18 protein-coding genes and 1 pseudogene are annotated in these 18912 nt (G+C 42.5%); 13 read left to right on the top strand and 6 right to left on the bottom strand.

The window, feature by feature from the left end; genetic code table 11:
* Nucleotides 1-11: 11 nt before the first annotated feature.
* From DK188_RS15585 to DK188_RS15570, 4 genes are all read left to right on the top strand, one after another.
* Nucleotides 12-1334, top strand: coding sequence for an acyclic terpene utilization AtuA family protein (locus tag DK188_RS15585; RefSeq protein ID WP_111671916.1), 1323 nt, complete (start codon nucleotides 12-14; stop codon nucleotides 1332-1334).
* Complete coding sequence (locus DK188_RS15580) at nucleotides 1331-1636, top strand: AtuA-related protein (RefSeq protein ID WP_111671765.1); 306 nt, start codon at nucleotides 1331-1333, stop codon at nucleotides 1634-1636. The genes DK188_RS15585 and DK188_RS15580 overlap by 4 nt, the downstream gene beginning before the upstream one ends.
* 77 nt (nucleotides 1637-1713) lie before the next feature.
* Nucleotides 1714-2631: a Gfo/Idh/MocA family protein gene (locus tag DK188_RS15575; protein WP_111671764.1), complete on the top strand. Its 918-nt coding sequence runs from the start codon at nucleotides 1714-1716 to the stop codon at nucleotides 2629-2631.
* Nucleotides 2628-3464 (top strand): glycosyltransferase family 2 protein, encoded by an 837-nt coding sequence (locus DK188_RS15570; RefSeq protein ID WP_111671763.1) that lies wholly within the window; start codon nucleotides 2628-2630, stop codon nucleotides 3462-3464. Before DK188_RS15575 ends, DK188_RS15570 begins: the two co-directional genes overlap by 4 nt.
* On the opposite strand, the gene DK188_RS15565 is transcribed toward DK188_RS15570, so the two are convergent.
* Nucleotides 3439-4005 carry a dTDP-4-dehydrorhamnose 3,5-epimerase family protein gene (locus tag DK188_RS15565; RefSeq protein WP_111671762.1) on the bottom strand — a complete coding sequence of 189 codons (567 nt, stop codon included), beginning with the start codon at nucleotides 4003-4005 and terminating at the stop codon, nucleotides 3439-3441. The two genes, DK188_RS15570 and DK188_RS15565, sit on opposite strands and share 26 nt — an antisense overlap.
* A 1-nt stretch (nucleotide 4006) precedes the next feature.
* Nucleotides 4007-4624 carry an HTTM domain-containing protein gene (locus DK188_RS21510; RefSeq protein WP_157963254.1) on the bottom strand — a complete coding sequence of 206 codons (618 nt, stop codon included), beginning with the start codon at nucleotides 4622-4624 and terminating at the stop codon, nucleotides 4007-4009.
* 113 nt (nucleotides 4625-4737) lie between these two features.
* On the opposite strand from DK188_RS21510, the gene DK188_RS21505 reads away from it, so the two are divergent.
* Nucleotides 4738-4962: a hypothetical protein gene (locus tag DK188_RS21505; RefSeq protein ID WP_157963253.1), complete on the top strand. Its 225-nt coding sequence runs from the start codon at nucleotides 4738-4740 to the stop codon at nucleotides 4960-4962.
* Nucleotides 4963-4974: 12 nt separating this feature from the next.
* Here DK188_RS21505 and DK188_RS15555 read toward each other — a convergent pair whose 3' ends face one another.
* Nucleotides 4975-5313, bottom strand: a complete 339-nt coding sequence (locus DK188_RS15555) for a hypothetical protein (RefSeq protein WP_111671760.1) — start codon at nucleotides 5311-5313, stop codon at nucleotides 4975-4977.
* Between the two features lie 107 nt (nucleotides 5314-5420).
* On the opposite strand from DK188_RS15555, the gene DK188_RS15550 reads away from it, so the two are divergent.
* Nucleotides 5421-5876: a hypothetical protein gene (locus DK188_RS15550; protein ID WP_157963252.1), complete on the top strand. Its 456-nt coding sequence runs from the start codon at nucleotides 5421-5423 to the stop codon at nucleotides 5874-5876.
* A gap of 9 nt (nucleotides 5877-5885) precedes the next feature.
* Here the strand turns inward: DK188_RS15550 and scpA are convergent, their stop codons facing one another.
* Together scpA and DK188_RS15540 are read right to left on the bottom strand one after the other, a co-directional pair.
* Nucleotides 5886-8006, bottom strand: a complete 2121-nt coding sequence (gene scpA, locus DK188_RS15545; protein WP_111671758.1) for a methylmalonyl-CoA mutase — start codon at nucleotides 8004-8006, stop codon at nucleotides 5886-5888.
* Nucleotides 8003-9397 (bottom strand): methylmalonyl-CoA mutase family protein, encoded by a 1395-nt coding sequence (locus tag DK188_RS15540; RefSeq protein WP_111671757.1) that lies wholly within the window; start codon nucleotides 9395-9397, stop codon nucleotides 8003-8005. The genes scpA and DK188_RS15540 overlap by 4 nt, the downstream gene beginning before the upstream one ends.
* Nucleotides 9398-9763: 366 nt before the next feature.
* On the opposite strand from DK188_RS15540, the gene dnaA reads away from it, so the two are divergent.
* Nucleotides 9764-11179 (top strand): chromosomal replication initiator protein DnaA, encoded by a 1416-nt coding sequence (gene dnaA, locus DK188_RS15535; RefSeq protein ID WP_111671756.1) that lies wholly within the window; start codon nucleotides 9764-9766, stop codon nucleotides 11177-11179.
* Nucleotides 11180-11226: 47 nt separating this feature from the next.
* On the opposite strand, the gene DK188_RS15530 is transcribed toward dnaA, so the two are convergent.
* Nucleotides 11227-11766 (bottom strand): hypothetical protein, encoded by a 540-nt coding sequence (locus DK188_RS15530; protein ID WP_198673029.1) that lies wholly within the window; start codon nucleotides 11764-11766, stop codon nucleotides 11227-11229.
* 142 nt (nucleotides 11767-11908) lie between these two features.
* On the opposite strand from DK188_RS15530, the gene DK188_RS15525 reads away from it, so the two are divergent.
* The 6 genes and pseudogenes from DK188_RS15525 to DK188_RS15500 all read left to right on the top strand — a co-directional run bounded on the left by DK188_RS15525 (nucleotide 11909) and on the right by DK188_RS15500 (nucleotide 18620).
* Complete coding sequence (locus tag DK188_RS15525; RefSeq protein WP_111671754.1) at nucleotides 11909-12505, top strand: hypothetical protein; 597 nt, start codon at nucleotides 11909-11911, stop codon at nucleotides 12503-12505.
* A 29-nt stretch (nucleotides 12506-12534) separates the two neighbouring features.
* Complete coding sequence (locus DK188_RS15520; protein ID WP_111671753.1) at nucleotides 12535-12966, top strand: VOC family protein; 432 nt, start codon at nucleotides 12535-12537, stop codon at nucleotides 12964-12966.
* A gap of 242 nt (nucleotides 12967-13208) precedes the next feature.
* Nucleotides 13209-13766, top strand: a complete 558-nt coding sequence (purN, locus tag DK188_RS15515; protein WP_111671915.1) for a phosphoribosylglycinamide formyltransferase — start codon at nucleotides 13209-13211, stop codon at nucleotides 13764-13766.
* Nucleotides 13767-14094: 328 nt separating this feature from the next.
* Complete coding sequence (locus tag DK188_RS15510) at nucleotides 14095-14913, top strand: hypothetical protein (RefSeq protein ID WP_111671752.1); 819 nt, start codon at nucleotides 14095-14097, stop codon at nucleotides 14911-14913.
* Between the two features lie 592 nt (nucleotides 14914-15505).
* Nucleotides 15506-16168, top strand: a pseudogene (gene aqpZ, locus DK188_RS15505) (aquaporin Z); the annotation flags it as partial.
* Between the two features lie 625 nt (nucleotides 16169-16793).
* Nucleotides 16794-18620: a serine hydrolase gene (locus DK188_RS15500; protein WP_111671750.1), complete on the top strand. Its 1827-nt coding sequence runs from the start codon at nucleotides 16794-16796 to the stop codon at nucleotides 18618-18620.
* Nucleotides 18621-18912 lie beyond the last annotated feature (292 nt).

The following is an 18912-nucleotide window of genomic DNA, read 5'->3' as shown; positions in this document are numbered from 1 at the left end:
ATTATAAACACATGAAAGAAAAACTTAGAATAGGCTGTGGTGCTGGATTTTCTGGAGACAGATTGGAACCAGCATTAATTCTGGCTGAAAAAGGACATCTGGACTATCTCGTGTTGGAATGCCTAGCAGAGCGAACTATTGCTTTGGCACAAAAGCGCAAAATTCAAGATCCAAATGCCGGTTACGATGAATTTCTGGAGCGAAGAGTATCAGGGCTGCTTCCGCTTTTACTGAAAAATCAGACTCGACTGATCACCAATATGGGTGCTGCAAATCCGTTGGCCGGAGGAAAAAAAATCCTGGAAATCGCAAAAAGACTGGGACTGAAAGTGAAAGTAGCCGTCGTTTTAGGAGATGATGTTTTTGACAAAATTACCGAAGAGGAACTGTCCTTTGAAGGCCATAAGCCACTCCGGAGCTATGGAAAACTTGTCTCTGCCAATGCCTATATGGGAGTAGATGCTTTGCTGCCAGCTCTAGCCACAGATGCTCAGATCATTCTGACCGGAAGAGTGGCGGATCCCTCACTTTTTTTGGCCCCCATGATCCATGAATTTAATTGGGATATCCATGATTTTGATTTGATGGGAAAAGGTACAGTCATCGGGCATCTGATGGAGTGTGCAGGACAAATCACCGGAGGCTATTTTGCAGATCCAGTGAACAAGCCAATACCTGATTTGGATCGTTTGGGACATCCGTATGTGGACGTTTACCGAGATGGAACAGGACTAATTTCAAAAGTAGAAGAAACCGGTGGTGCCATAACAGTACAAACCGCAAAGGAACAACTCCTTTACGAGGTGATCGAACCGGGAACTTACTATACACCGGATGTGATTGCGGATTTCACCTCGGTGAAGCTAAGCCAACAGGGCCAAAATCAGATTGAAGTCTCTGGCGGCACAGGCAATTCCCGGCCCGATTCACTTAAAGTAAGTGTGGGCTATGAGGCAGGTTGGATTGGAGAAGGAGAGATTTCTTATGCTGGAGGTAATGCACTCGATCGGGCAAAACTAGCAGGCGAAATCATCGAAAAACGAATTGGAAATCGGTTCAATGAATTCCGAATCGACTATATCGGCTTGAGTTCTTTACATGGTGAAACTCTTTCTTTGGGATCATCCCCTTATGAAATCCGGCTTCGGGTCACTGGAAAAACTCCAGACAAGGCACTCGCTCAACTAGTCGGTGAAGAAGTAGAAGCACTTTATACCAATGGCCCAGCAGGTGGTGGAGGAGCGAGAAAACTCGTCAAAGAAGTAATTGGGGTCATTTCTATCTTAATGGACAGAGCTTTGATTAATCCAAGCTTTCAACTTCTTGAATCATGAGACGAAAACTCGCAACTATCGCTCACAGCCGGGCAGGTGACAAAGGCAACATCCTAATACTTTCTTTGATCCCGTTTGAGGAGAAAGATTTTGACCTTCTGGTCAGTGCCGTCACTGCTGAAAAGGTCAAAAATCACCTGAAAGACCAAGTCAAGGGTGAGGTGATTCGTTATGTATTGCCTGAATTGAAGGCGATGCAATTTACCTGCTTTGAGGCGTTGGGAACAGGAGTGACTACATCACTAGCCTTGGATTCCCATGGAAAAAGCATGAGTTATGCACTTTTGGAAATGGAGATCTGAAAAGAAATATCATACAATCGGGCATATTCCCAATCGTTTTTTTTTTATTCGTAACAGTACACTTTTAATCGAATTCGATGATAAAAACCACCATTGGACTTGTAGGCTGTGGCATTTGGGGCCAAAAAATCCTTCGGGATTTGATTAATATCGGAGCAGAGGTTTGGGCAATAGATCCAGACTTAGCAAAACTTCAAAAAGCCAAAGAAATGGGAGCTTTAGAAGTTTTTCATGAAATCCCCTTTCAAAATGAACCCGAGGGATGGGTCATTTCTACACCTGCTATCACACACTTTGAAGTATTAAAGTCTCTCTTCAAAACCCAAAAACCAATTTTTGTTGAGAAGCCTTTGACTTGCGACTACGAAGAAGCAAGACAGCTCGCGGCACTTCAGACCGCTCCGACATTTGTCATGCACAACTGGCGCTATCATGCAGGAATTCAGATGCTTTCAGAGATAGCAAAAAGTAGCGAATTGGGTGAATTGGTCTTCTATAAATCAAATCGCTGCAATTGGACGAGTCCTCGATCCGATGTGGATTCGGTTTGGACGCTAATTCCTCACGACATTACAATTGCCTATAGTGTATTGGGCTATTTTCCCGAACCAAAAGCAGCAGTAGTGGAAGAATATGATGGAATTCAGCGAGGAATGACTGCTTTTCTGGGAAAAAATCCAACCTGCGTTCTTGAAGTATCTAATCGGTATGGTGACAAACGCCGCGAAGTCAGGCTTCATTTTACCAAAGGTGTAGCTGTACTCAAAAATGAAGTCGTGGACTACATCGAAATCTATCATGGAGATGACCGCAGCAAACCGGATGAAATGAAACTTGAACTTCGGAAATTCGAGCCTGTACCTCCTCTGCGCAGAGAATTAGAGATTTTCCATGAATTCCTGCGTGGCGGTCCGGAACCAAAAACAAGGCTTGAGGAAGGAGTACGAGTCATAGAGATCATCGATCAATTGAAAAAACTAGCCGCACAGCCATGAGCTCACCGAAATTCACCATCCTTCTTCCAACCTCAATCGATCGAGGCTTACTTCTTCCCTATTCCATTGGGAGCGTTCTGAAGCAGTCCATTCAGGATTTTGAAATCCTAATTGTCGGAGATGGAGTCAATGATTTTACCCGAAGTGTGATTCAAGATCTTCAATCAAAGGATTCACGAATACAGTTTTTTGATTTCCCAAAGCATCCGAGGAGAGGGGAAGAAAACCGGCATCAAGTCCTTCAGCAAGCCAAAGGCAAGTATGTGGCCTACATCACAGACCGCGATTATTGGTTGCCTCATCACTTGGAGACACTGGAACTTTACCTCCAGACCTATGATTTTGCATCTACGCTGAACTATGACGTGAAGGATGATTACATGATTTTTGGGCGAAAAAATCTCGATGCTTGGGATGCGCCATCTTGGCTGTTTTCCTGTGAAGGACATACGCTGGAAATCTATCGAAAATTACCATATGGATGGCGAACCACACCCAAAGACCGATATACGGATCGATACATGTGGGAGCAATTTTTAACTTTCCCGGAATGCAAAGCGTACTGTGGTTTGGAACCTACGGTGCTTTGGTTTAAGCGGGGTGATCATCCAGGTCTTTCCTCTGCTGAGCGAAAAGAGCTTCTCGATAAGTGGATAAATATAATGGAAGACAAAGCACTTTTTCAATTGAAAAAAGACAATGCCCTCCATGAAATGATGTCAGGGTTTAACTTCTTAAACCGGAATCACACTATGCTAATTAAGGGTCGAACTCCTAAAAACGCATTGAAAATAGCTTTTTCAAGGCTTAAAAATCTCCTATCGCCTCGATGAATGACGGCAAATCAGGGAAATCACCAGCTCGGGTAGAAATAATCGGATCTGAAAATGACCATGGGAATCCCAGATCCGGATCATTCCAATAGACACCCCAATTATCATCTTTTCCATAATCTACATAAGATTCAGATACAGACTGCAAATGGACTGACTTGGTGAAAAAATACCAACCGTGGAGCAATCCTCTAGGAAAAATCAAGGCTGCCAAATCATCACCATGAAGGTCAAACAGTTGCCAATTTAGATAAGTCGGAGAACTAGGTCGCATATCCTTCAGACCTAATTGACTGTGACCACTGACAATACAAAAATATTCGTCGTGTCTTTTATGGAAATGCAATCCTCGGAAAACATTGGCCTCTGACTTGACAAAACTCCATTGTACCGCATCAAGATCTATATCCCAACGATGGTTATAAACCTCCGTAAATGACCCACGGACATCCACATTTTCTTTCAATTTCTTCAATACAACTCCCTCAATATCGCCTCCAGCGATTTGACGGGAAATTAACTGGTTCGCACTTTCTATCATTTTAAAATAAGGCTAGTAGGTTGTGTTTGTAGCGACAAATAAAAACAAGAATTAGTATTAAAAATCCGTAGAGGTATTTACTAAACAAGATTGATATTAATTGTAAAGAAAGGCTATTTTTCTTGTTATCAAAAACAAAAATCTGCCTATCAAATACTTTCCAGTTAAAAAATCGATCAAAATCCCAGAATTTAACAAAACTAAAATATTGCGACTCCTGGCTGTATGGTATAACCATTCCTTTCATTTCTTCCCATGGCAAAAGCAAGTAACTACTCACGGCCATTAGAAAATAAAAAATATAAGAAAGCTCACCCAAGGTCAAAAACAGCATACTGATATGAAAGAAATTAATAAGTAGTACTAAAAGAATCCTTCGTTTTTTTAGCAAGGCCCAAGCACCTAATCCCAGTTCAGCAACAATTGAGGAATAACTAAAAAAAAGTACTAATCCCCTTTCAGGAATCAAAGATGATAAGGTTAGATAAAGTGAATTCCGATAGGGCTCCGAAAAGAAAAAGTCGAAATATTGTCCAGAAATCCAATCAGGATCAAAAAGCTTATTAAATCCAGCGCCTAGGTAAAGTAAAGCTATCTGTATCCGGAAAATCCAATCCATTCCCGGTCTGTGCATACCGACTAAGAACAAAATACATCCTGAATACAAAAAGCTATTGGAGAACTGTGGCTTGGAAGAAATGATCGAAAAAAAAACCAAAGCAGCCAAAACTAGTGAAAAAAAATAGTATCGGAAACCCACAAAAACCATCAACAGCGATATCCAATAAAGCCAATCCAGTAGAAAAAAAAGCCAACCTTGACCTCTTAGGAGATTCAAGGATTCTAAAAATGGTAAAAAAGGAGGCAAAATATTATCCATGCCCCGAATCCACAAAAGAAAAATCACCATCATTCTTGCAACGAACAATAATGGTAAAGCCGAATCTTGTTGAATAGCCGAAGAGAAGTTTACTCGGTACTGAAATTCCATTCCTCTTTGGCTTTTCCGTTTGTACTATAAATAACCTTTACAACTACTTTATCTTCTTTTCCATAGCTCTCTTCATACTGCTTGATAATGCTAAATACATGATGAATAGATCGATTTTCCCTACCATTTCCCTGCAAATTATAGCGACTTTTGATTTCTTCTGGAGAAAAAACAACTCCATTTACAGTTGACTTAATTTCATAAAGTGAAATTTGGTCAAATGGCGCCCAGCAAAAATACCGCTCCTCCATAAAACGAGAATAAATAATTCCAATAAGCTGAATCAAGAAAAAAGCTGAAATAATTACCCTCCGCATTCCAAAATAATTTAGTCGAAAATAGAGAAATCTGAAAAGAAACTTCAACCCCTGCCTTTATTAAGTTAAATTATCGACATGTTTCATTGGTTAGACAAAAATCAATAATGTCTCTAATAAAAAGAGTTTTAAGAAAACTTAAGCTCCTACCTAATCCAGTTTCCCATCCAGTGAAGCGAATGGATTTGAAAGAAATTGTCATCTGCGACAATTTATCCTTCTTAGTCTATTGGAAAATATTAGCTATCGGCAAAGGACCAGCTGTTATTTTGAAAGCATACAACAAGGAAATTTTAAAATTTGATTGCTTTGGAGAAAAGGACGGACACTATCACGTCGCGCCTAATTATGGTTCAAGAATTTACTTTTTGGAAAAAACCGTGATGGAACAAGTAGATAGAACCGTAGCCGAATTGAAAATAAACGGCCTCAAATATCTAAGTCTTCAAAAGGAACCTGAAATTCGCAACCTCAAGCCAAGCCATTTTGACTACAATTCTGCTGTGGATTCAGTGGAAAAGCTTCTTGTCCACTTTCACCAAACTGTCGAAGAAATCCGGTAAAGCAACAGCTTATTCCTCCATTAACTTTTCCAAAATATTTATCGCAGCTTCAGAAAGGACCGTTCCCGGTCCAAAAACTGCCGAAACGCCTGCATCAAACAGAAAATCATAATCCTGCTGCGGAATCACTCCACCGGCCACAACCATGATATCTGGACGCCCTAGTTGTCTCAATGCGGCAATCAACTGAGGTATCAACGTCTTATGCCCTGCTGCGAGCGAAGAAGCGCCGACAATATGGACGTCATTTTCTACCGCCTGCTCTGCCACTTCCTGCGGGGTCTGGAATAGTGGACCGATATCCACATCGAATCCCAAATCTGCAAATCCGGTGGCAATGACTTTGGCTCCGCGATCGTGTCCATCCTGCCCCATTTTGGCTACCAAAATACGGGGACGACGTCCTTCAACCTCCGCAAAGCGGTCTGATAATTCCTGCGCTTTTTTGAATGACTCTTGATTTTTCACTTCTGAGGCATATACTCCTGATATGGCCTGAGTTTGGGCTTTATGCCGCCCAAAGACCTTTTCCATCGCGTCGGAGATTTCTCCTAAAGTAGCCCTTTTTCGCGCTGCTTCCACTGCTAGCGCCAGCAAATTGCCTTCTCCGGACTTTGCGGCCTCCGTGATTGCAACCAACGTTTTGGCCACTTCTTCCTGATTCCGATTAGATTTCACCTGCTGCAATCTGGTAATCTGTGAATCACGGACCGCCTGATTGTCCACGTCACGAACTTCAATCTCACTTTTTTCATCTACCTGATAGCGATTCACCCCGACGATAATATCCCTTCCGCTATCGATTCTAGCTTGCTTTTTTGCTGCAGCTTCTTCGATTCGCAGTTTTGGGAGTCCTGTTTCGATCGCTTTCGCCATACCACCAAGTTCTTCTACTTCTTCGATCAAAGCCCAAGCTCTTTGCGCCAGCTGATCAGTCAAATACTCTACATAATACGAACCACCCCAAGGATCTACTACCTGCGTGATCCCCGTTTCTTCCTGCAATACCAGTTGAGTATTGCGGGCGATCCTAGCTGAAAAATCCGTCGGCAAGGCAATCGCCTCATCCAGAGAATTGGTGTGGAGTGACTGGGTGTGTCCCATGGCTGCCGCCAAAGCTTCGATGGCCGTACGGGTCACATTGTTGAACGGATCCTGCTCTGTAAGCGACCATCCGGACGTTTGGCAGTGGGTCCGCAATGCGAGAGATTTCGGATCTTTCGGGTGAAACTGCTTGACGATCTTTGCCCAGAGTAGCCGACCAGCTCTCATTTTGGCGATTTCCATGAAGTAATTCATCCCAACGGCCCAGAAAAAGGAAAGCCTAGGTGCAAAGTCATCGATATCCAGCCCAGCTTTAATTCCTGTTTTGAGATATTCCAATCCGTCTGCAAGTGTATAAGCCAACTCCAAATCCGCAGTCGCTCCGGCCTCCTGCATATGGTAACCCGAAATAGAAATCGAGTTGAATTTTGGCATCTTTTGCGAGGTGAATTCAAAAATATCCGCAATCAGCTTCATGCTGGGCTGAGGAGGATAGATATAGGTGTTACGCACCATGAATTCTTTCAAAATATCGTTTTGGATCGTACCGGAAAGCTGCTCAGGTCTCACCCCCTGCTCCTCTGCTGCCACAATAAAAAAGGCTAAAATCGGGATCACAGCCCCGTTCATGGTCATGGAAACTGACATTTGATCCAGTGGAATCTGGTCAAAAAGGATCTTCATGTCCTCTACCGTGTCGATCGCAACACCTGCTTTGCCCACATCCCCCTGAACTCTTGGGTGATCTGAATCATAACCCCGGTGTGTGGCCAGGTCAAAAGCTACAGAAAGTCCTTTCTGGCCTCCAGCTAAGTTTTTCCGATAAAAAGCATTGGACTCTTCTGCCGTGGAAAACCCAGCATATTGTCGAATCGTCCAAGGTCGTTGCACGTACATCGTGCTATAGGGTCCTCTTAAAAAGGGTGGAATTCCTGCTGCAAAACCCAAATGAGGAAGCTTCTTTATTTCGGCTGGATCAAATCGATCCGGTACAGGAATTTGCTCAGGAGATTCCCAGATTTGTGGCTTGGTTAAGTTGTCTTGAAGGTTGGGACTGGTTTTCCACTTGTTGAAATTTGGTCTCATGCCTCAGTTTGATTTTTAAGTTCCACCAAAAACGAAGACCGACTTGGATTTAATTGCTTTGACTTTTCTTCCACTGGAAGGAAATCGAGATCATTTTTCAAAGAATTGGAAGCTGGATATTTATTCACGCCGATCTTAGCAATTTCTCCCAAAAGAACCTGGTTTTGTTGTTTTTCGCGACTTTCACGGATTTGCTGATGGATATGACCAAGTTCAAAGTTCTGATACCAGCCACCTTTCTCCTCGAGTTTTTGAAGTCCGGCTTTGGTCTTTTCACGAAGTTGATCGATCAGAAAATCCAAATAATACGATCCTGCAGCGGGATCTGCGACCTTGTCCAGATACGATTCGTGAACTAAAATTGAAGAAACATTTCTGGCAATCCTTAATTCCAATTCGCTAGCCTTTTCATCCTGAAGCGGCGCTACCCAAAGTGCATTTGCTCCTCCCAATACTGCCGCCATCGCTTCATAGGTTTGTCTGATAAGGTTCGTATTGGCATCTATAGTCGATTTGCTCCAAGCTGAAGTTTTTGCAAAAATGGAAATATCCTGAGGCTTCAGCTCAATATCATACTGCAATGCCAGAGTGGTGGCGAAAAGGCGGAGCGCCTTGAGTTTGGCAATTTCAGGAAAATGCAAATCCCCCACAGCTGTAAAAAAAGCACCTTTCCCAAAAAGTCGGTTTGGATCAATCCCTGATTGGTCCAACAAATCGATCATTTCTCCAAAACCTAAGATCAATTCATCAAGACCAGAAGCTCCTGCCTCCGCGTATCTGGTGAAATTAAAATGAAATCCATAGAAATTGGAGGACTTGGGACAAAGGTCCAAGATCGAATTCAACTTCTGGGTCGCTTCCACCAGACTTTTCCCCTCCTCAAAAAGCATATCCATCGGAGACCAAAGAAGTCCGCCATTCAGCCTACTTTCATCCACACCTATAGCTCTTACCCAAGTAAGAAAGGTATCCATAGCTGCAGTGGGATCCCCTTGAGGCTTGATCAAAATGGAGATGTATTCCGGTCTTACCTCCTGTAATAATTGTTTCAAATCCTCTTGACCCTGAAGACAAAGGATCAGACCATTTGCTCCATTCTCCAGAGCATTCAGTACTTGCTTATTGGATTTTTGAGCGGAAACCTTGAAGTAATTCACCCAATTTCTAGATGGAAAGCCTCCAATCTCCGGGGAATTTTCAAAGCTGTTTGCAGGAATTTCTTTACCCACAAGAGCATCCTCCTGTGTGTAAAATGGGGCAATTTCAATTTCATCCCAAAGCGAGGATTTCAGGCTACTATCAAAATCCTTTCCTTTGAGATCTTTGATTGCCTGACTGATCCAGGACTCTTTATTGGCTGGTGCAAAATCTGAAAAAAGCAATTGAGTCATAATTGGGTTTTTTTATCCGTTTCGGATCAAGTCAAAAATAAGGAATGCCTGTCTAATTGCCAGTGAAATCAACTAATCATTCGAAGTGCAGAATTGAAAAAGAGTAAGACCTTAAGCCTCAGTCCTTAACTAAAAAAAACTGCCCCTGCACCAAATTCAAGGAGATAATTTCGTCTAACTATATGAGATCACCTCAATCAACAATAAGAAATAAATTCGCCATAGATTATTTGGTAGCGACAGAAAATTATCCAATTATTGACTTTTTCAAGTCCAATTTGATTTTTTATTTAAGTTAATTTTCCACAAATTTGACCCCCTTGCAACCGTCGAGGTATCCCAGATTACAATCTAAGTCTTTTCTAAATGAGTTTGGAAGCTAGCGCCGTATGGAATGAGTGTTTGCGTGTCATAGAAGAACACGTAAACGAGCAGAGCTTTTCAACTTGGTTTAAACCCATTAATCCAATCAAACTCGAAGGTTCAAGCTTGACGATTCAAGTGCCAAGCCAATTTTTCTATGAATGGTTGGAAGACAACTACGTGCAGGTTTTAAAGCTTGCCATTAAAAATACACTGGGCCAAAATGGACGTTTGGAATATGCGGTAGTAGTAGACAAGGGCAACTCCAACAATCAACCCTATGTGGTTTCATTTCCACAGGGAAATGCTGCCGCCAAAAAGCCGGCTATTCAGGCTGAGGTCAAGACTCCATTTGAGATGCAGTCCCTGAATGCGGATATGCTGACTCAAAGTAATCTGAATCCAAATTACTCTTTCAATACCTACATCGAAGGGGATTGCAATAGGCTAGCACGCTCTGCGGGATTTGCCGTTGCAACCAAGCCGGGAATTACCTCATTCAATCCGCTCATGGTGTATGGTGGCGTGGGGCTGGGCAAAACTCACCTGGTGCAAGCCATCGGGAACGAAATCAAAAACGGCCCGGAAGACAAATTTGTACTTTACGTTTCTTCGGAAAAATTTGTGAACCAATTCATGGATTCCATCAAAGATGGCAATGTGAAAAGTTTCACCAATTTCTACATGCAGGTGGATGTCCTGATTATTGACGACATTCAGTTTTTGGCTGGAAAAGACCGAACTCAGGAGATGTTTTTCCACATTTTCAACCACCTCCATCAAAACAAAAAGCAGATTATCATGACTTCGGATTGTCCTCCTAGGGATCTGAAAGGTCTGGAAGAGCGTCTACTTTCCCGATTTAAGTGGGGGCTGACTGCGGATCTGCAAATGCCGGATTTTGAAACCCGGGTAGCTATCATCCGTCGCAAAATGCAGTCGGAGGGCATTTTGATTCCCGATGATGTGGTCGAGTATTTGGCCTATTCAGTGGATACCAATGTCCGAGAATTAGAGGGAATTTTGATCTCGCTTATCGCGCATGCCTCCCTAAATCGGGTAGAAATCAGTCTGGAACTTGCCAAGACCGTCATCAAGAACTTCATCAAAGACATTGAAACCGAGGTCGGGATAGATTTTATCCAAAAGGCTGTTTCGGAGTATTTTGGCATCCAACTGGAGGACCTGAAGGCTAAGACTCGCAAAAAAGAAATCGTAATCGCCAGACAGGTGGCGATGTATTTTTCAAAAGAATTCACCAATCATTCGCTCAAATCGATCGGATATCACTTTGGAGGCCGAGATCACAGTACAGTCATCCATGCCGTCCAGACAGTGAATGACATGATCGAGACTGACTCCAGTTTCAAGCATTCTGTAGGTGAACTCAAGAAGAAATTCAAGATGAGATCGTATTGATTATCATTTTCTGGTTCCGCTCTCCCACCTTCACTTCTTAAGAATCCTTACTCTTTCCCGCTTCCTTTAAACTGATCTTCTTTGTAGGCAAAAAGCACATTGAAGGTAGTCAATGATCCATAGCATCGGGTGATGTATTGTTGGAGATTGACACGGTCTTCGTCATCCAGCTTTGGATGATTGTTGATATTTTGCTCAAGTACCCGGAGCTTTTCCCGAACCATGACAATCTTATGAAAGAATGTCTCCAGCGGGATTTCTTTGGATTGTAGGTTACGGTCTGAAGGCTCGATCACCAAGGTTCCCCCCATCCACTTTCCTCCCAAAGGCACCAATGGAGCTCGCTCTGCAGTGGCTATGAGCGCTTCACGAATCGCCCGCTCCACATCTTTCATGGTGAGCATCGGAAAGTCGGGAACTTTGGCTTCTACTACTGTGAATCCTTCATAATCCCTGGCCAAGGTTTTGACTTCCTCCAGCGTCGAAAAATAGATTTTATAATACGTCTCATCGACAGATACAATGACTCCTGTTCCAAACTTGGGATGCCCAATCCGACTTCCCACTCCCAATTCACTTGCTGACATAATTTGATCAAAAAGGTTGATTTCCTGCCAAAATAAAAAGAAAGAGGGAAATCTTTGATGCTGGCGTAGGTTACTTTATTCCAAAAAAAAAGAATCTGTGTAACTTTTTGACCCGGTAGGCATCCTCCCTATATCCTCCAATATGAAAAAAGTATTCCCGCTCTTGATTTCCTGCTTTTTGGGCTTCACCTTTTGGTCAGCAGGAATGGTGAAACTATTTGCAGGACATCAGTTCATTGGCTGGATTGGTCCTCCCAAACTGGTCGAGCAATTACAGGAATTTGACTTGGGGCTTTTTGCAGAATTCATTGGTGTTTGCCAGATCACTATTGGATTTATGCTGCTCACTACTCGATACAAGCTCATCGGAGGAATTATGATGATTCCCATGATTTTGACTATTCTGATGGTGACGATTTCTCAAAAATGGGCCGGAACACCTTATGTTCTCGGCGTATTATTTCTGATGGATTTATTTATCCTTTATCAGTACAGAGATTTTCTCAGACCACTCATCGAGGAAGGAAAGCATGCAAAACAGATTAAATTCCGTAGCGAAAAAACATGGCAAGGTCATCTCACTTGGATCGCAGCCTGGGCTCTTCAAATGGTATCTATTCCAATTTCCTTTGAGAATCTCACCCTCGCCTTTTTAAGCTCTGCCTTTGGGGTATTTCTAGGGATATATAGTTTCAAAGTGGACAATTTTTTCATTCCAAAGATTCCTGCGAATTCCTAAATTGGGTTCAAACTCAACCCCCAAGCACTATGAATATTTATCCCTATCTCAACTTTGACGGCAAGGCAGAGGAAGCCATGACCTTTTACAAGTCCATCCTCGGAGGAGAATTCGAAGGTGGAATCAGCTACTTTGGCGAAGCTCCGGGTATGGACCTGCCAGAAGATGAAAAAAACAGGGTGATGCACATCAGCCTTGCTATCACAGACTCGCTGAAAATCATGGCAAGTGATACCAGTCCAAGTATGGGCCATGTGTGGATCAAAGGCAATCACAACTACGTATCACTCAATGCTGACTCTCAAGAAGAGGGCGCGCGGATTTTCAGTGCACTTTCTGTAGGAGGAAAAGTCGAAATGGATTACCAAAAAACATTTTGGGGAGCCTATTTCGGGAGCTTCGAGGACCAATTTGGCATTGGCTGGATGGTCAATTACGATCTGAAGCCAGGAGAGGAATAAATAATTGAAACCACTGCTGGGCAGACTCCAGCCTAAAAATTGACTTTTACCCGGCTTCTTTTTCCCAAAGATATCCTGGATTGCAGCAGGGACATTTCACCTGAACTAATCCTTGAAATCTTTGGGATTTCTTTTGAATGATCCCGGAAGTTTTGAAACAAGAGTTCTCCTTTCCTACCTTGCAGTGGCAATTCCGAAACCTCAACCGAAGGTCACCTTTGCCACTAAAATATTGTATCCGAATGACCCGAATCGCCATCCTTGCATCAGGCAGCGGCTCCAATGCCGAAAAAATCATGGAATTCTTTAAAAATTCCACCAAAGCAAAAATTGCCTTGATCGCATCGAATAAGTCCGATGCTTTTGTATTGGAACGTGCTAAAAAATTCGGAGTCCCTTCGCTTACTTTTTCAAAAAAAGAGCTCGACAGTGGAATCCTCCTTGAAAAACTGTTGACTGAAAAGATTGATTGGGTGATTTTAGCCGGCTTTTTGTTAAAAATCCCGGCAGAACTGATCCGGGCATTTCCCGAGCGAATGGTGAATATCCACCCAGCATTATTGCCAAGCTACGGGGGGAAAGGCATGTATGGACATCATGTACATGAGGCCGTCAAAGCTGCGGGGGAAACTCAAACCGGGATCACCATCCATTTGGTGAACGAGCACTATGATGAAGGGAAAATTGTTTTTCAGGCAGCTACACCCCTTGTGCCTGAGGATACTCCAGAGACTATAGCCGCAAAAGTTCATGAGTTGGAGCATCGATATTTTCCTGAAGTAATCGATAGCCTGCTATAGAAATCGCTAACAATCCATCCATTGAACCGAGACGAATCCCACATTTCCTTCTCAGAGTGAAAAATTCGGGATTGAAATTATTTTCAAAAGATTTGATTTTTTTAGGGATTTTTATTCTTAAGAATTTAGCTAATAAGTATAAAAAGCAAATTTGCTGTACAAATAATTATACTTTTTATATAAATAAATCAATTAATATAAAAAATACCCAGTACTGGGTATTGTGGGGTTATTATTCAAGACCTAATTTGTCAGGAATTAACATATAATCCTTAGGCTACATTTCGAAATATATCCCGATGAGTCTTGTTTTTCAACCCTAAAGAGTATGCCTTCTAGTTACTTTTATCTTCTTGCTGTTTCCTTAATCCTTGGGTTTTGTGCTGTTGTGATCCTTATCAGAAAATCCTCCAAAGAATCAACTTACAAAATGGATGATACGATTCTTAATCCCAAAGAGTCCAAATTCACTTCGGAGCAGGACGAATTGATTGAAAACACAGAGGAGCCAAGTATAATTTTGGAAGAGGCGATTACCCTTGCGCTGGAAGATGGGAAATTGAGCAAAGGTGAAGAATTGATGCTACGAGAGAAGGCCAGGATGGTCGGGAAAGATCCCGATGAATTGATTCAACAGCTCCGAGAGGATTTATTTGGTCTGGAAGGTGAAGAATCCTTTAGTTTCGATCCTGACCTCAATCCTGGGTTAGCTTTTGAGAGATATGTATTCCAGTTGCTCAACCCAAGGTATTTCCGGCTTGATCATTGGGCGGGAGACAAATTTTTAGCGGGGCGATATACGAGTACCCACCTTGATCCTGATATCCAAGTGACAGCTAACACAGTCGAAGGAAGGTTTCCGATTGCGGTAGAATGCAAATGGAGGGCAAAACAGGAAGGAGATTACATTAGGTTTGCCGAGGACAAACAGCTGGAACGATATCAGGAATTTTCCAAAGAAACAGGCAAGCCAACTTTTATCGTGCTGGGTTTGGGTGGCACACCCCAAGCACCTGAGGAAGTATTCCTAATTCCTATCCATGTTTTTAAACGAGGATCTCAGCACCGGGCAAGCCTTGTCCACTACCGCAAACCTAATCCTGAAGTTGGATTTTTCTTTGATCCAGAGAGTGGCACACTGATGTAAATGCTGGCATACGGAACACCATGGAGAAGTAGGAATATTCGAAAAAATTAAAGTCGCCTTTAGAACCTTTTACTTTCCCTAGACGCCGACCTTTTTTTTGAGATTCAGCTAAATCTGAAACTTCGATGAATTGCGCTTATCGAAATTGATTCTACCCCTGCTGGTACCCAGCAAAATTTCCTTTTGCATTAGGAGAAAAAAACACATTTTATCCACCTTGACTTTCTAAGTTTTGGATGAAATATTTTTTGTTCTTTTTCAATTCGAATGGTTCAAATTTTTATTTTAGTAAGAAGTAAATGCCGCCACTATTTTTTACTACAGCATAGGGTTTCAACTAATTGGCACCCATTAAGACCTTTACCACTTAAAGTTAAACCTTAGCCTCTGCAGTACCCAGCACAATTTCATAATTGGCAAATGACGTAGCAGGACTTGTTTTTCAATTTTAGTCAAAAGGGATCGTATTTATTTTTCCTGAACTCAAATCTGACAAAGTGGAGACCTGAAACCACTACCCAAACGGGGCGGATGCCGAAAAGCCACACGAGTAGGCGTACCAAAATCAACAAATACATGAAAAAAAAATCTCGCAGAGTTTCTCGGGACCTTCTGGCTGGTGCTTGGAGGCTGCGGCAGTGCAGTGTTGGCTGCGGCATTTCCTGAAGTTGGAATCGGTCTAATAGGTGTATCACTTGCCTTTGGGCTTACTGTTCTTACAATTGCTTACTCCTTGGGACACATTTCGGGAGCACATTTGAATCCAGCTGTGACGATCGGGCTTTGGATGGGAGGCAGAATCAGCAGCAAAGACATCCTTCCCTACGTGATTTCTCAGGTTTTGGGAGGAATCGCAGCTGCTGGAGTCCTCTATGTGATTGCCACCGGAAACGGAAGTGAAATTGGAGGATTTGCAGCAAATGGTTTTGGAGACCATTCACCCGGAGGATATTCTTTGACAGCGGCTATTGTGACTGAGCTCATAATGACATTTATGTTTTTGCTGGTGATCCTAGGGGCAACTGATACAAAGGCTCCCAAGGGCTTTGCAGGGATTGCCATAGGATTGGCACTTACTTTGATTCACCTGATCAGCATCCCTGTCACCAACACTTCAGTAAATCCTGCGAGAAGTATCAGTCAGGCACTTTTTGTCGGCGATTGGGCATTGGCTCAACTTTGGGTTTTCATCCTCATTCCAATCGTTGGTGCGGCACTAGCTGGGGTGGTTTACAAATACCTAAGCAGTGAATAATCAAGGGATAGAATCAAATTCCAGCATCTAACCTGTCAATAAAAGCCCTAGGATTCACTTAGGGCTTTTTATTTAAGGTTCAAAGGAAGAGAAAAAGTAGAATCTGGTGCTGGGCTTCTTTTTTGAATACACTTTCCGAGATAGCTTTAACTAGGCAAAATTTTACATAGGCCACACTAAGCCTTCCCTCTCTTTTCTGAAAAACCATGTATTGAAATTTGCAATTGTCCCACATTGGAGAATGGATCATAATTGACTCTTCAACTTGAATACATTTGCGCGTTGCAAAACTAAGATCACTGGCTGAATCATTTCAGGATCCACTAGTTTGGTTCGGTAGAGCTAGGATTGGAAAATCAGACACGAAAAGGGTGAGATAAAGCAAATCATTTTCTAATGACTAGATTCAAAAAAATTTCGGCAATCGAAGCATCACCTAAGTAGTATTGATTTAATATGAATTAATAATATTTATTTTTCAAATTATTGATTTATAATAACTTAAGTATTTTATTTTTTTGCTTACAGATTTTTTACTATCTAATTTTCAACGTTTTTGACTCAGGCCGATCCTGGCAGCCAAAGGCTTTTTTAGTTTTTTTTTTCTCACTTAACACACATTATTATGTCAGTACCATTTGTTGCCTATCATGGTGTCACTGGCGCCAAGCATCAAACCAATTTCAACGAGTTTGTTGCAAAGGGATTTCGAATGATTTCCCTCAGTGTATATGGTTCATCTTCCAGCCCAAGATATGCGGCGGTTTGGACTAAAGAAGCGGGACCGGCATTTGTCGCGGCCCATGGTATCAACCCCCAAGGGTATCAGAACTTTTTCAATACTTGGGTTCCCAAGGGTTATGTACCTCGATTGATTTCAGTTACAGGCTCAGGAAGCAATGCTGTTTTTGCCACAGTTTTTGAAAAAGTAAAATTCGCAGCCATGATCGCAAAACATGGACTGAACAAGGCCCAATTTGACCAAGAAAACAAGAATGCCAAAGAGGACAACTTGATTCTTCACACTTTTGCTGCTTATGGATCTTCTGCTGACCGACGGTATGCCGGAGTCTGGGTGAGCAACCCGAAAAACGTAAAATGGCTCGTCTATTCTGAACAGAACGCCTCGGAATATCAAAAGCAATTCGATGCTTGCATCCAGATACCAGGATTCTCTCCAGACATGGTGTCAGTATTTGAGGACAATCACTATTGCTCCATGTTTACAGACCGTATTCGAGGAAAATTTGTGGCACATCATAATATTGGCCCTTCTTCTTACCAGAAAGCATTTGACTCCCAGACCAAAGCCGGACTCATTCCATATTATGTGGATGCAGGTGGTATAGGGAATAGCGCAAAATTTTCCGTGATTTTCGGAAGCTCGCATATTCCCTATCCTCGAACTTGGCGAACAAACGGCACTGGAATTTTGGCAACCAAGGGGTTGGATACCATTTTCAAAGCCTTCATGCAAAAGCATGGAATCCGTTATGCGCAGTTTTGTCTGGGAAAAGCAGGAGTCATCAAGTACAATAAAGCGTTTACTTGGGCAGAAACAGTGTACAAAACAGCAGCAAATTCCGACCGGTTTTTGCTTGCTAGCTGTTCCAAGCTCTTTGTTCATGCTGCTATTGATGCTTTGCTGGAAAAGACTCCAAAAGTACTGAACCTCAGCGACAGTGCGTATGGTATCCTTGGCTTCACCAATCCGAAAGACAGTAGAAGTGATGATATCACTGTCGACCATCTCCTAAAAAACCTGGGAGGATTCGATGCAGACACCTTTGATCCGACCTACAAAATGAGAGATGTCGCGGTAGCACAGGGTCTGACCAAGGCCATTACCAAGCTGGATTTGGCAACCTATATGTACAAAAAGAGAAATCTGGCAGACAAACCCGGTACTAAAGACAACTACAGTAATTACGGGTATTGTCTGCTCTCACTGATCGTCGAAAAGGTGAGCGGAAAAGACTATTTCAGCTTTCTAAAAAAAGAAGTTTTGGACAAAATCAATGTCACCGAAGTCAAAGTGTGGCCAACTGAAGCGAAACCCAGAGCCAACAATGAGGTGGTCACTGAGAGTACAGGGCTTGGATTAAGTCCGGTGCATGTGACCAGTTCCAAATTGGTCCCCAATGTATACGGTGGAGATGGGATGATTAAGGAAGTGGCCGCTGGAAGTTGCGGGATGGCATCCTCTGCTCATGCCATGGTTCAAACTATCCGACACCATGCAGTCTGGGGAACAGGCGGAAGAGCCAATGGCGCTGCAAGGGCAGGCAGCACACCGGGTTCTAGTACTCTTGCAGTATCCAACGGAGACAATATGGATTGGGCCTATACGATTAATACCCGAGAATTCGCTAAAAATGGTGATGACAAACCTTTGGATGAACTCGGGGAAAACATCAAAAAATTCCTGGCTGAAAATAAATCTAAGATCTAAAACGATGCTACAATTGTTATGATCCTGTATTTAATTCTTTGAAAGAAGTGGTCTGGAGATCAAGGGTAGAAAGAACTTTGAAAATCAGACCATTCTTTTTGAAGAAACAGAAAAATTGCATTGGAGAGACTATTGCCGAAAAAATTTTTATTTAAAAAATTCAAGCAAAGCAATGGATAGCTGAAGCTCTTTTAGAGAAAAATAAAGCCAGATTTTTCAAATCCCCAGAGGTTTCCAAAACTTCAAAGGTTTCCAGCTTGCTCATTTTTCCTACCTTTGTGCCTTCCAACGA

This window comes from Algoriphagus litoralis (assembly GCF_003259255.1).
GTDB lineage: Bacteria > Bacteroidota > Bacteroidia > Cytophagales > Cyclobacteriaceae > Algoriphagus > Algoriphagus litoralis.
The sequence above is the reverse complement of the archived record's forward strand: the minus strand, read 5'-3'. Positions and strand labels throughout refer to the sequence as shown.

Bases quoted from the DNA above. Each gene is read 5' to 3' on its own strand.
- DK188_RS15550 (WP_157963252.1), top strand. From the start codon at position 5,421: ATGTCTCTAATAAAAAGAGTTTTAAGAAAACTTAAGCTCCTACCTAAT.
- DK188_RS15540 (WP_111671757.1), bottom strand. From the start codon at position 9,397: ATGACTCAATTGCTTTTTTCAGATTTTGCACCAGCCAATAAAGAGTCC.
- DK188_RS15575 (WP_111671764.1), top strand. From the start codon at position 1,714: ATGATAAAAACCACCATTGGACTTGTAGGCTGTGGCATTTGGGGCCAA.
- DK188_RS15565 (WP_111671762.1), bottom strand. From the start codon at position 4,005: ATGATAGAAAGTGCGAACCAGTTAATTTCCCGTCAAATCGCTGGAGGC.
- scpA (WP_111671758.1), bottom strand. From the start codon at position 8,006: ATGAGACCAAATTTCAACAAGTGGAAAACCAGTCCCAACCTTCAAGAC.
- DK188_RS15500 (WP_111671750.1), top strand. From the start codon at position 16,794: ATGTCAGTACCATTTGTTGCCTATCATGGTGTCACTGGCGCCAAGCAT.
- DK188_RS21510 (WP_157963254.1), bottom strand. From the start codon at position 4,624: ATGGATTGGATTTTCCGGATACAGATAGCTTTACTTTACCTAGGCGCT.
- DK188_RS15585 (WP_111671916.1), top strand. From the start codon at position 12: ATGAAAGAAAAACTTAGAATAGGCTGTGGTGCTGGATTTTCTGGAGAC.
- DK188_RS15580 (WP_111671765.1), top strand. From the start codon at position 1,331: ATGAGACGAAAACTCGCAACTATCGCTCACAGCCGGGCAGGTGACAAA.
- DK188_RS15525 (WP_111671754.1), top strand. From the start codon at position 11,909: ATGAAAAAAGTATTCCCGCTCTTGATTTCCTGCTTTTTGGGCTTCACC.
- DK188_RS15520 (WP_111671753.1), top strand. From the start codon at position 12,535: ATGAATATTTATCCCTATCTCAACTTTGACGGCAAGGCAGAGGAAGCC.
- dnaA (WP_111671756.1), top strand. From the start codon at position 9,764: ATGAGTTTGGAAGCTAGCGCCGTATGGAATGAGTGTTTGCGTGTCATA.
- DK188_RS15555 (WP_111671760.1), bottom strand. From the start codon at position 5,313: ATGCGGAGGGTAATTATTTCAGCTTTTTTCTTGATTCAGCTTATTGGA.
- purN (WP_111671915.1), top strand. From the start codon at position 13,209: ATGACCCGAATCGCCATCCTTGCATCAGGCAGCGGCTCCAATGCCGAA.
- DK188_RS15570 (WP_111671763.1), top strand. From the start codon at position 2,628: ATGAGCTCACCGAAATTCACCATCCTTCTTCCAACCTCAATCGATCGA.
- DK188_RS15530 (WP_198673029.1), bottom strand. From the start codon at position 11,766: ATGTCAGCAAGTGAATTGGGAGTGGGAAGTCGGATTGGGCATCCCAAG.
- DK188_RS15510 (WP_111671752.1), top strand. From the start codon at position 14,095: ATGCCTTCTAGTTACTTTTATCTTCTTGCTGTTTCCTTAATCCTTGGG.